Origin of the sequence: [Scytonema hofmanni] UTEX 2349, from assembly GCF_000582685.1 — a bacterium.
Taxonomy (GTDB): Bacteria; Cyanobacteriota; Cyanobacteriia; order Cyanobacteriales; family Nostocaceae; genus Hassallia; species Hassallia hofmanni.
The window spans coordinates 4,850,646-4,862,700 of record NZ_KK073768.1 but is presented as its reverse complement, the minus strand read 5'-3'; the positions used below and the strand labels follow the sequence as shown (position 1 = coordinate 4,862,700).

The window sequence follows — 12,055 nt, the reverse complement described above, 5'->3', positions numbered from 1 at the left end:
CCAGTCTAACGACTTGGTTGCCTACGAAGACTTGCAGGTGCGGAATATGGTTAAAAACAGGAAACTGTCTAAGTCGATATCGGACGCGACTTGGTCGGCTTTCCGAAACTGGTTGGAGTATTTCGGTAAGGTTTTTGGGGTGGCAACGGTTGCCGTCCCACCGCACTACACCAGCCAAAACTGTTCCAAGTGTGGGGAAGTTATTAAGAAGTCTTTGAGTCAAAGAACTCATAAATGTCATCAGTGTGGGTTAGTTTTAGACAGAGACTGGAATGCCGCTCGAAACATACTGGAACTTGCACTTCGTACCGTGGGGCACACGGGAACGTTAAACGCCTCTGGAGACATCAGCCTCTGCATGTCGGAAGAAATTCCTTCAAGTAAGTTGAGTCGCGGAAAGAGGAAGCCCAAAGAGTGATCTTTGGAATCCTCGTACCTAAAGGTCGAGGAGGATGTCAACTGTGACTATCTACTTATTCCATCGCTAGAAGCACTCATCAGATTTAATGCCTGAAGTTTACCTTTCGTTACTTAATTGGTACAACCTGGTAATTTGATGCTGGCAAAGCTAATTAAAATATTATTTTTTACTTCCACCACTTAACCCACACCATACTTCCACCACTTTTCTACACAGGACTTACGCACTCATCTCGCCAAAACCTTGAATTGACGTAGGGGTAATTCATGAATTGCCCCTACAATTCGTTAACTTTGGGTAAGTCCTGCTACAAAGACTTACCCAAAATTTGTAAATTATGTCGGAAGTATAATTTATTATCATCTTCAAAGCGGAGTATAATTGTGTTAATATATGTAAAACTAATACATTGAGCGCTAATCAATGGGGAAGGTTTTAGTCCTTAACGCCTCTTACGAACCGCTCAACATCACAAGCTGGCGTCGTGCGGTAGTTTTGTTGATCAAAGGCAAGGCAGAGCGGGTGGAACACAATGGGAAATTCCTGTATTCTGAATTTCCGCTGCCAACTGTGATCCGCTTGCGCCATTATGTGCGCGTTCCCTACAAGGAAATTCCTCTTACTCGCCGAAATATCTTGCATCGTGACGGTCATACTTGTCAATACTGCGGTTACACAGGAGATGAATTGACCCTAGACCACGTTTTACCGCGATCGCGTCGTGGTGGCGATACCTGGGATAACATTGTTACGGCTTGTGTCCGCTGTAATGTTAAAAAAGGCAGCCGCACGCCTCACGAGGCTAACATGCCTTTGCGTCATCCGCCCAGACAGCCTTATAGCAGCCTTTATTTTGAGGTCAGCAAACATCTTAAAAGTGGATTACACCAAGAGTGGCAAAAATATGTCATAGGACTTTGATAATTATTTGTTATTTTTAGACAGCAGTCCACTTGTTACCAGAAAACAAGACTTTGAGATTGCTTCCGTTACGTCGATTGGGACGGAAATACGTAGTTCGTGCATAAGTCCTGTAGAAATAACGCCACATTGTAGCTTTATCAAGAAAATTTTGCCAACATTTTCTGCCAAAGCTGTATGATTAAAAATCAATACAAGATTTTTAATTGTACATGAAAGCAGTACAAAGTAACTAAGATACGCTCTAAATAAGCGGAATTTTGTTCATGAAACATTAACAGCCCGTTTTTGTTTAGAAATAATTGTTAATTATTGATTGAGCTTTTAGCGGAAAGTAAAGAATATTACCGATTGATTTTGTGTGTGAAGGGGAAAACGAAGTCCCTCTTCAACTGCTCCGAAGGAGAAGGAATAACAGTTTGAGAGAGTTTTTGTGTAAGTCCTAAAAAATTAAAAATTAAAAGTTAAAAATTCGCGCAAGCAAGATTGAAAGTTGTGATTTGAAACTTTTTGCGCTCGAAATTTCCGCAAAATTAAAAAACCCTGTATTCTGAGTTTGTGACTCATTTTCATCCATGTTACTCGGAAAAGCTAAAACATAAATGTTGGTTGAAAATTTTCCTCAATCATAACTTATACTTATGGATTAATCCTAAAGATTAATCTTTATGATTAGGCTGAGAAAAAAATCAACTTGCAGACACAGTGCTAGGCTACAAAAACTTTGCGAAGATCGTATGGGTGTGGCGAAACCAATAAATGAGTAGTTGTATTTATTAACAAATAAACAGGACTTACGCACGCACTACGTATTTCCGTAATTGCGATGGGAGGAAGCACCTATCTAAGTCTTGTTTTCTCAAAGGCTGAGTGCGTAAGTCCTAATAAATTTAAATCAAGCCTCACCCTCACAAAAAAGTTGTTTATGCAATTAAATTCTCCCCGTACTCACTTGAAAAGCTTGTCATTAACTTCGGAAGTCAACCCTGATGATTTAGAAATAAACCAAGAAGCGATTCAGCTTCCAACCACAAAGCCGTCCTTTGTGACAAGTGACGGAAATAATTCTTCGGCTGGACGTAATAGCCAGGGAAATCAGAAATCAGAAGAGTTGCGTCAAACGCTTACAGCACACCGACACGATCGCCAGCTGGTAATTCTCCAAGATTTTCCTGACCCTGATGCTCTTTCTTGTGCTTGGGCTTACCAATTAATTGCCCAGCAGTACGATATAAAATGTGAAATAATTTACGCTGGCACACTCTCGCACCAAGAAAACATTGCCTTAGTCAAGCTGACAGGTTTACCGGCACAGCGTTGGTCAGTGCAAACCCTGAAAAGCAAGGATTTGTCATCTTATCAAGGTTTCGTATTAATCGATAACCAAGGAACGACTAGTCAACTATTGGCAGTAGTGCAGCAGGCAGGAATGCCACTAGTAGCGGTCATTGATCATCATAGCTCACAAGGAGAACTGAAGTCAGAATTTGTTGATATCCGTCCTTTTGTGCGAGCGACGGCAACAATTTTTACTCAATACTTACAAGCAGGTTTATTGATCTTAGATAATGGCACAAATCAACACATAAAATGCGCTACTGCCTTGATGCATGGCTTGCGATCTGATACAAATCGACTGATGCAAGCGCAAGAAGAGGACTTTATGGCAGCTGCGTATCTAAGTCGATTTTGTGACGCCCAACTGCTGAATGCAGTACTACAGGCAAATCGTTCCAAACCTGTGATGGATGTGATTGAGCGATCGCTAAAAAATCGCATCGTCAAAAACAACTTTTCCATTGCGGGAGTCGGGTACATACGCTACGATGACCGCGATGCCATCCCCCAAGCGGCTGATTTTTTGGTGACAGAAGAAAACGTTCATACTGCCGTAGTTTACGGCATTGTTCACGACGAAGACGACGAACTCGAAATAGTTGTAGGTTCTTTGAGAACTACCAAACTTACCTTAGACCCCGACGAGTTTATCAAAGAAGCCTTTGGGCAAGATAGCACCGGACGCTTTTTTGGTGGTGGGAGAACCAGCGCAGGTGGTTTTGAGATTCCGATGGGTTTCTTATCTGGATGCAACGAAAATTCTGCCTATGCGAAGATGAAATGGGAAGTCTTCGATACCCAAATTAAGCAAAAGTTACTGCGCTTAGTGAATCCTAAAGATAATTTAATTCAATCTGAGTAGGGAAAGGGGACTGGGGAAAGGGGAAAGGGGAAAGGGGAAAGGGGAAAGGGTTGAGGATAAGAGGGGAAAAGGGACTCATGTATGGAAATAAAGAATTATTTAAAACAATTCATGATATTTTTCTTTCCCTTTCCCCTTTTTTCCTTTCCCCCTTCCCCCTCCCTCTTGCCCAATGCCCAATGCCCAATGCCCACTAACAACCAACAACCAACAATCTGTGGAACTGTACTTAATTCGTCACGGCATCGCCGAATCGGGTGGATCTGATATTACAGATGAAGAGCGATCGCTTACCAAAGAAGGGCGACAAAAAACTGAGAAAATTGCCCAACGACTGAAAACGTTGGGTTTACACTTTGATTTGATCGCCACCAGTCCCTTAGTACGCGCTCGTCAAACCGCAGAAATCCTCATTGCCACCGGACTAAGTTCGCAAATGGAAGAATGCATCTACCTGGGCTTTGATGGCGATATTCATAATTGGCTTGCTGACTGGTTGGAACCGAGAAATTATTCACCGCAAACGCAACTTGCACTCGTTGGACATGAACCTTGTTTGAGCGAATGGGCGTCCATTCTCCTTTGGGGTGATGCCAAAGGAGGTTTAGTCCTCAAAAAAGCAGGTATGATCGGAATAAAACTACCAGAAAAAGGCTCATATCTGGGTCGTAGTCAGATGTTTTGGTTGACGCCACCCAAGTATTTGCTGTAACGGTTTCTTTATAGTTTTAAAACGACTATGGTTACAAGAGATACTGTTATGAAGATAACAATTTCTGGTAAGTTAGCCTCAGCAAAACTTTCATAAAACAGATGGTGTTGCCATGATGGTGTGCGAATATCAGCCCGGTTTGGAAGGCATTGCCGCCGCCCAATCCAGTATCAGCAACGTTGACGGGCAAAAGGGAATACTAGAGTATCGTGGCATTAGAATTGAGGAACTAGCAGAAAAAAGTACATTTCTGGAAACTGCTTATCTGTTAATCTGGGGTCAGTTGCCCACGTCAGAAGAACTAAAAGAGTTTGAGCATGAAGTTCGCCACCATAGACGGATAAAATACCGCATCCGCGATATGATGAAATGCTTTCCAGAAAGCGGTCATCCAATGGATGCTCTGCAAGCCTCAGCCGCAGCTTTAGGCTTGTTTTATTCTCGCCGGGACTTACATAACCCTATCTACATTCGGGATGCAGTGGTTCGCTTGTTGGCAACCATTCCGACAATGGTAGCAGCGTTTCAGTTAATGCGAAAAGGTAACGATCCGGTGCGTCCTCGCGATGACCTGGATTACTCCGCTAACTTTCTCTATATGTTGAGCGAGAAAGAACCCGATCCGCTAGCAGCGCGAATTTTTGATGTCTGCTTGATACTTCATGCCGAGCATACAATGAATGCCTCCACCTTCAGCGCGAGGGTGACAGCTTCTACCTTAACTGACCCTTACGCCGTGGTTGCCAGTGCAGTCGGAACCTTGGGAGGACCTTTGCACGGTGGGGCAAACGAAGAAGTTATTCAAATGTTAGAAGAAATTGGCTCGATCGCGAACGTGCGTCCTTACTTAGAAGATTGTCTGCAACGCAAAGCCAAAATTATGGGCTTTGGACATCGTGTTTACAAAGTGAAAGACCCACGAGCCACGATTTTGCAAGACTTAGCACAGCAATTGTTTGCGAAATTCGGCAGCGACAAGTACTATGACATCGCCGTTGAGATGGAACGGGTGGTAGAAGAGAAACTCGGTCACAAAGGAATTTATCCTAATGTTGACTTTTATTCGGGTTTAGTGTATGCCAAATTAGGAATTCCTACAGATTTGTTTACACCAATATTTGCGATCGCTCGTGTTACTGGTTGGTTAGCTCACTGGAAAGAACAACTCGCAGAAAACCGCATTTTCCGTCCTACCCAAGTTTACAACGGTCTGCACGAAATTGCTTACACCGCCATTGAAGAGCGTTAATGGGGCATGGGGCATGGGGCATGGGGACTGGGGGACAAGGGAGCAGGGGGAGCAGGGGGAGCAGAGGAAGCAGAGGAAGCAGAGGAAGCAGAGGGACATTTCTTTCTATTCCCCATGCCCAATGCCCAATGACCAATGCCCAATGCCCAATGCCCAATGCCCAATGCCCAATGCCCAATGCCAATGCCCAATGCCCAATGCCCAATGCCCAATGCCCAATGCCCTCAATCATTACCATAGTTAAAACTTCTCATTAGTTAGAGGAGGGCAAAAACCATCCGACGATATACTAAACATGGGAATTAGCAACAAATCTTCAATCAAGCGTCAACAGAGCAGAATTATTAATGGAAAAATTTACAAATATTAACTCAAATTAATAGTTGTAAATGACTAAGACTCAATGACTTCAACAACGGAAAAATGAATCCAGGAATTGACCTCCAAGGAACTTTTATTAAATCCCTCATGGATTTGGGGCTACCATCCGGTACAGCCAAAGCAATTTGGATGCCCCTGCCGATGATATTGATGCTCATTGGGGCAACAGTTGGTGTGTTGGTTTGTGTTTGGCTGGAAAGGAAGATTTCCGCAGCCGCACAGCAGCGGATTGGACCTGAATACATAGGACCTTTAGGTTTGTTGGCTCCTGTAGCTGATGGTCTGAAGTTGGTATTCAAAGAAGATGTAGTGCCTGCTCAGGCTGACCCCTGGCTGTTTACCCTCGGTCCAATCATCGTTGTACTGCCAGTATTCCTGTCATATTTGATTGTGCCTTTTGGACAGAATATTCTGATTAGCGATATTGGGACAGGCGTCTTTTTGTGGATCGCTTTGTCTAGCATTCAGCCGATTGGTTTGCTGATGGCTGGTTATGCTTCAAATAACAAATACTCCCTCTTAGGGGGGTTGCGGGCAGCAGCGCAATCGATTAGTTATGAAATTCCTTTGGCGTTATCGGTGTTAGCGATCGTCATGATGTCTAACAGCCTCAGCACCGTTGATATCGTCAATCAACAATCCGGTTACGGCATCTTGGGGTGGAACGTTTGGCGACAACCAGTCGGTTTTATCATCTTTTGGATATCCGCGCTAGCCGAATGTGAAAGATTGCCCTTTGACTTACCTGAAGCCGAAGAAGAACTAGTAGCAGGTTATCAGACTGAATATTCTGGGATGAAATTCGCCTTGTTCTACCTAAGTTCTTATGTCAACCTGGTGCTTTCTGCCTTGCTGGTATCAGTTTTATATCTGGGTGGCTGGGATTTTCCCATTTCACTTAACTTAATTGCCAGTTGGGTAGGAGTCAGCGAAACTAATCCCGTATTGCAGATCGTCGATGCCTCACTAGGCATCACCATGACTTTACTTAAGGCTTACTTCTTAGTCTTTCTCGCAATTCTGTTGCGCTGGACAGTGCCACGGGTTCGCATTGACCAATTGCTAGATTTAGGATGGAAATTCTTACTACCAATTGCGTTGGTTAACCTTCTATTAACCGCTGCCTTGAAACTAGCCTTTCCCGTTGCTTTTGGAGGCTAAACCAACCAAAATTGAAGAGAGAGAGACACAAAATGTTAAAGTTCCTAAAACAAGTTGGTGATTACGCCAAAGAAACGGTACAAGCGGCTCGTCACATTGGTCAAGGTTTGTCTGTCACCTTCGACCACATGCAACGGCGTCCAATAACCGTCCAGTATCCTTACGAAAAGCTGATTCTCGGTGAGCGTTTTCGCGGTAGAATTCACTTTGAATTTGATAAGTGTATTGCTTGCGAAGTTTGTGTCCGTGTTTGTCCAATTAACCTGCCTGTAGTTGATTGGGAATACGACAAGGCAAGCAAAAAGAAAAAGCTCAACCACTACAGCATCGACTTTGGAGTTTGTATCTTCTGCGGTAACTGCGTGGAATATTGCCCAACTAACTGTTTATCGATGACAGAAGAGTATGAGCTTTCCACATACGATCGCCATGAATTGAACTATGACAACGTGGCTCTAGGTCGTTTGCCTTACAAAGTTACAAATGACCCAATGGTAACACCACTACGCGAACTGGTTTACTTACCTAAAGGCGTGATGGAACCTCATGGTTTGCCAGCAGATGCACCCCGCGCCGGTGCCCGTCCAGAAGACCTTGTGGAACAGGAAAAATCATAATGTTAGTTAGTTGATAGTGGTTAGTTGATAGTGATTAGTTGATAGTGGTTAGTAGAATAATCAACAACTGACAAGCAACAACTGACAACTAACAACCAACAATCAACCGACAATCAACCGACAGAGGACAAAAAACAGTGAATCTAGCGGAAGGAGTACAAATAGTTTCCTTTGGCATACTGGCGGTGATGATGGTAGGATCAGCACTTGGTGTAGTGCTGTTCTCAAACATTGTCTATTCTGCTTTTATGTTGGCAGGCGTTTTTATTAGTATTGCTGGCTTGTATCTGTTGCTTAATGGTGACTTCGTAGCATCAGCGCAATTGCTAGTTTACGTCGGTGCGGTAAACGTGCTGATTTTATTTGCCATTATGTTGGTAAATAAACGGGAAGATTTTGTACCGTTTGCAAATTCTTGGATACGTAAAGCCCTAACGGGGGTAGTCAGTCTAGGATTGTTTGCCCTATTGAGTACGATGGTTTTAGCGACACCTTGGAGTCACTCAACTCCTGTTATTGGTGGTGAAAGTTCCGTCGTTTTAATTGGTGAGCATTTCTTTACTGACTTTTTGCTACCTTTTGAACTCGCTTCTATTTTGTTGCTGATGGCAATGGTGGGAGCAATTATTTTGGCGCGTCGCGAGTATTTGCCAGAACCATTATCATCTGGATTGCCGCAAACCATTTTAACTTTGCCAGAACGTCCTAGAGAACTGGTATCGGCTGGTACTAGTACTGACTCAGATGGTACTGATATTAATCGTGGTGGTTCTCGTCGCGAATAATTGATAACTTTCTACCTGTGGTAAAGACGTTCCGGTGGAACGTCTCTACAATATGTGTCCTAACTAGGGCTTGCTGAATGAAGGTGTAATGTAGTCCAGATAAGGGGTTCAAGTCTTTTTCCATCAAACAAGTGCACTTGTTTAACATCTAGAGTCTCAAAAACCTTGCACAATCGAAGTGCGATCGCTGGGTAAATTAGGAAACTGAGCAACGAAACAACCATTTTGTACCCTGTGTGGCTTCTAGATTCGCTTTAGAGACTTATTCAGCAAGCCCTAACTAGGGACATGATATAACCACGCTCCAACCAACGATTAACGACTAACAAACAAATTCATGCAACTCCAGTACTTTTTATTACTAGCAGCGGCTTTGTTCTGTATTGGCATCTTTGGTTTAATTACTAGCCGTAATGCCGTGCGGGTGCTAATGTCCATTGAGTTGATGCTGAATGCTGTTAATCTGAATTTAATGGCATTTTCCAACTTCCTAGACTCAACATTAATTAAAGGTCAGGTTTTCACAGTATTTGTGATTACCGTGGCAGCTGCTGAAGCGGCAGTTGGTTTAGCGATCGTGCTTGCCATTTATCGCAACCGTGATACTGTCGATATGGAGCAGTTTAATCTTCTTAAGTGGTGATATGAAGTGCAACTCAAGCAAGTAATCATTGCTTATAAAGCGAGAGATCCCCAAAGTAAACGTTGGGCTGAAGTCTGTGCCAAGCAACTCGAAGACCGCGAATGCCATGTGTTGATGGGACCCAGTGGACCAAAAGACAATCCTTATCCGGTGTTTTTGGCTTCTGTAGGGCAACCAATCGATCTGGCTGTGGTACTTGGCGGTGATGGTACTGTTTTAACTGCTGCAAGACATTTAGCCCCAGCTGGTATCCCAATATTGGCAGTGAATGTGGGAGGTCATCTGGGGTTTTTAACTGAGTCGGTGGATGAATTTCAGGATACGGAGAAGGTTTGGGATCGATTGTTGGAGGATCGTTATGCTATCCAGCGGCGTATGATGTTACAAGCTGCGGTGTATGAGGGACATGGCACAAATATTGAACCTGTTACCGAACGCTACCTAGCTTTGAATGATATGAGTATTAAACCTGCTTCCGCCGATCGCATGATCACTTCAATTTTAGAAATGGAAATTGATGGTGAGATAGTCGATCAGTATCAAGGAGATGGTTTAATTCTGGCTACTCCCACCGGTTCCACTGGTTACACCGTTTCTGCCAACGGTCCGATAATGCACGATGGTATGGAAGCGATTACGATTACTCCCATTTGTCCAATGAGTCTTTCTAGTCGTCCTCTAGTCTTACCTCCCGGTTCCGTTGTTAGCATCTGGCCCTTGGGAGATTACGAGTTAAATACCAAGCTGTGGATGGATGGGGTTTTAGCTACTTCAATTTGGCCAGGACACCGTGTTGATGTGCGAATGGCAGATTGTCGTTCTAAGTTTATTATTCTGCGGGAAAATTATTCCTATTATCAAACACTCCGAGAGAAATTACTGTGGACGGGGACAAGGATTCGCTACAGTAATAATAGTCACCATAATTGATAGAAGTCCAGGTTATGCGATCGCATTTAATCAACAGAAATAATATGCGATCGCTGGAGTATAAATTAATTATGCGTTGTCCAAAATCCTTGATTAGACGTAGCAATGCTACGTCTCTACGTCTTTTATATTAGATCCCTAAATTAAAATCTTGGACTTTGGACAAAAGTCCTGTATCATTCCGAAGAATATAAAAAAGCAGTTTTTGGCTGTGGTGAAGCCTCTTTTATTAGGTCAACTGATGAAGAGCGATCGCCCAATCCATTCAATTTATTAGCATTATTTCCATTCGTTAGATATATTGACAAATGCGTCATAATCTTAACCTCTCACCAATGCGCTACCTTCTATTATGCAACGCCTGATGAAGACTGCTCTCAAGTTGGATACCCCAACCCAAGAAAGCACGCGATTATTTTCTAACATCGAATTTGATGGTAATAAGCTAACTCATCAATCGGGTAGTGTTTTAGGAGGCACTGCACTTATTGCTGGAACAACTATTGGTGCTGGTGTTCTGGCTTTACCTGCGGTTACTCTGTCGTCTGGCGTTTTGCCATCAACAGTCCTGCTCATTGCTATTTGGCTCTACACTTTAATCTCAGGTCTAATGATCGCAGAAGTGACTTTGAACACGATGCATCGTGTGGGGCGCCCCAATTTAGGTCTGTTGTTCATTGTTGAGAATACCCTTGGGTTTCTGGGAGCGCGGATTGCTGCTGCCGCATATCTGTTTTTGAACTATGCCTTCCTTGTGGCATACATTACCCAAGGTGGAGAGATTCTAGTCTCTACTGCATCTGTTGTGTGCAATGTGCAGAACGTTTTGCCGGAGTGGGTGGGGATAACAATGTTCACTCTCTTATTTGGCAGCATGATGTATTTTGGGCGAGAAAAGATTGTCGAGAAATTAAACAATGTATTTGTAGCGATTCTCATTGCTTCATTTCTAGGAATATTGTTGCTGATCTCAACCCATCTTCAAATTGGCAAACTCTTATATCAGAACTGGACTGCGGTGACTCCTGCTGTTTCAGTCATGTTGGTAGCCATGTTTTACCACAACATTGTACCAGTAGTTGTGGCTCAAATGGAAGGAGATGCCCGAAAGATTCGTTCTTGCATCGTCATTGGTTCTGGGATTCCCCTGGTGATGTTCTTAGCCTGGAATGCAGTGATTTTGGGAAGCATAACTCCCGATATAGTCCAAAATATATCTAATGGCAGAATTATTTTTGACCCACTGCAAATTTTACGTTCAGGGAGTACCGGAGAATCCTTAGGAGCGCTAGTATCTGTTTTTTCAGAGTTTGCAACTATAACATCATTCATCGGAGTTGTATACAGTTTACTAGATTTCTTCAAAGGTATTTCCAATGTTGATAATAATCAACTTTCTAAAAGCCAGCCGCTCTATTTAATAATTCTTGCACCGCCGATGATTCTGGGAGCGCTTAATCCTAGCATCTTTTTTACCGCTCTAGATTACTCTGGAACCTTTAGTGTCTCAGTTTTAGCAGGGATTATTCCGGCGTTAATGATTTGGAAGCAACGTGAAGCGCACTCACACTTAAATAGCATTAACAAACAGCTTGCCCCTGGTGGTAAGGTGATATTCATTGCAATGATTGTAATTGGATTCCTCTTTATGTGGGCATGATTGATTGACCGTAGCCGTTCACAGGATTTAAAAAGTATACCCAGCGACGAATAATAATTGAATCAGAAAATGTCTCAATTGAGGTAAAAGCAGATTACAACCGCCTCAAACAAGTATTGCTTAATTTAAGAGATATTGTTGATGCGATTTTCCCTTCTTTTTTGCTACCCAAACTCACATAAGCCGTATACTAAATTAAGAATGAATATTTGATTTTCTGAAAGTCTCTAACATATAATCTCATGTCCGCCAAATTACCCATAATAAAAGAACCCCACCCCCAACCCCTCCCCGCAAGCGGGGAGGGGAGCTAAAGCGTAGCTTTGGCGGGGTGGGGTTCTTGGGTTTTAAGAAGTAATCAAGCAGACATGATAT

General features: G+C 43.1%; 14 protein-coding genes. 13 read left to right on the top strand and 1 reads right to left on the bottom strand.

Annotation, left to right across the window (positions count from 1 at the left end):
- From TOL9009_RS40650 to TOL9009_RS0127175, 12 genes are all read left to right on the top strand, one after another.
- On the top strand, positions 1-418 hold a 418-nt coding region (locus TOL9009_RS40650; RefSeq protein ID WP_038296624.1), incomplete at its 5' end, for an RNA-guided endonuclease InsQ/TnpB family protein.
- 426 nt (positions 419-844) lie between these two features.
- Positions 845-1,342, top strand: a complete 498-nt coding sequence (locus TOL9009_RS0127225) for an HNH endonuclease (protein ID WP_029636307.1) — start codon at positions 845-847, stop codon at positions 1,340-1,342.
- Between the two features lie 925 nt (positions 1,343-2,267).
- Positions 2,268-3,542 carry a DHH family phosphoesterase gene (locus TOL9009_RS0127215; protein WP_029636306.1) on the top strand — a complete coding sequence of 425 codons (1,275 nt, stop codon included), beginning with the start codon at positions 2,268-2,270 and terminating at the stop codon, positions 3,540-3,542.
- A gap of 217 nt (positions 3,543-3,759) precedes the next feature.
- Positions 3,760-4,254 (top strand): phosphohistidine phosphatase SixA, encoded by a 495-nt coding sequence (gene sixA / locus TOL9009_RS0127210; protein WP_029636305.1) that lies wholly within the window; start codon positions 3,760-3,762, stop codon positions 4,252-4,254.
- Positions 4,255-4,366: 112 nt separating this feature from the next.
- On the top strand, positions 4,367-5,503 hold the full coding sequence (locus tag TOL9009_RS0127205) for a citrate synthase (protein WP_029636302.1): 1,137 nt from the start codon (positions 4,367-4,369) through the stop codon (positions 5,501-5,503).
- Between the two features lie 6 nt (positions 5,504-5,509).
- Positions 5,510-5,635 (top strand): hypothetical protein, encoded by a 126-nt coding sequence (locus TOL9009_RS49725; protein ID WP_260675952.1) that lies wholly within the window; start codon positions 5,510-5,512, stop codon positions 5,633-5,635.
- Positions 5,632-5,760 carry a hypothetical protein gene (locus tag TOL9009_RS49720; RefSeq protein WP_260675951.1) on the top strand — a complete coding sequence of 43 codons (129 nt, stop codon included), beginning with the start codon at positions 5,632-5,634 and terminating at the stop codon, positions 5,758-5,760. Before TOL9009_RS49725 ends, TOL9009_RS49720 begins: the two co-directional genes overlap by 4 nt.
- 166 nt (positions 5,761-5,926) lie before the next feature.
- A complete protein-coding gene (nuoH, locus tag TOL9009_RS0127195) occupies positions 5,927-7,045 on the top strand; it encodes an NADH-quinone oxidoreductase subunit NuoH (protein ID WP_029636300.1) in 1,119 nt (372 codons plus the stop codon).
- Positions 7,046-7,077: 32 nt separating this feature from the next.
- Positions 7,078-7,662 (top strand): NAD(P)H-quinone oxidoreductase subunit I, encoded by a 585-nt coding sequence (gene ndhI / locus TOL9009_RS0127190; protein ID WP_029636298.1) that lies wholly within the window; start codon positions 7,078-7,080, stop codon positions 7,660-7,662.
- Positions 7,663-7,799: 137 nt separating this feature from the next.
- Positions 7,800-8,447, top strand: a complete 648-nt coding sequence (locus tag TOL9009_RS0127185; protein WP_029636296.1) for an NADH-quinone oxidoreductase subunit J — start codon at positions 7,800-7,802, stop codon at positions 8,445-8,447.
- A 337-nt stretch (positions 8,448-8,784) separates the two neighbouring features.
- Positions 8,785-9,090 (top strand): NADH-quinone oxidoreductase subunit NuoK, encoded by a 306-nt coding sequence (gene nuoK / locus TOL9009_RS0127180; protein WP_029636295.1) that lies wholly within the window; start codon positions 8,785-8,787, stop codon positions 9,088-9,090.
- A 6-nt stretch (positions 9,091-9,096) separates the two neighbouring features.
- Positions 9,097-10,020, top strand: a complete 924-nt coding sequence (locus TOL9009_RS0127175; RefSeq protein WP_029636292.1) for an NAD(+) kinase — start codon at positions 9,097-9,099, stop codon at positions 10,018-10,020.
- Positions 10,021-10,196: 176 nt separating this feature from the next.
- Here the strand turns inward: TOL9009_RS0127175 and TOL9009_RS47810 are convergent, their stop codons facing one another.
- A complete protein-coding gene (locus TOL9009_RS47810) occupies positions 10,197-10,337 on the bottom strand; it encodes a hypothetical protein (protein ID WP_186227659.1) in 141 nt (46 codons plus the stop codon).
- A 47-nt stretch (positions 10,338-10,384) separates the two neighbouring features.
- Between TOL9009_RS47810 and TOL9009_RS0127170 the strand changes: the two genes are divergently transcribed.
- Positions 10,385-11,680 (top strand): amino acid permease, encoded by a 1,296-nt coding sequence (locus TOL9009_RS0127170; protein ID WP_029636290.1) that lies wholly within the window; start codon positions 10,385-10,387, stop codon positions 11,678-11,680.
- Positions 11,681-12,055: the final 375 nt, after the last annotated feature.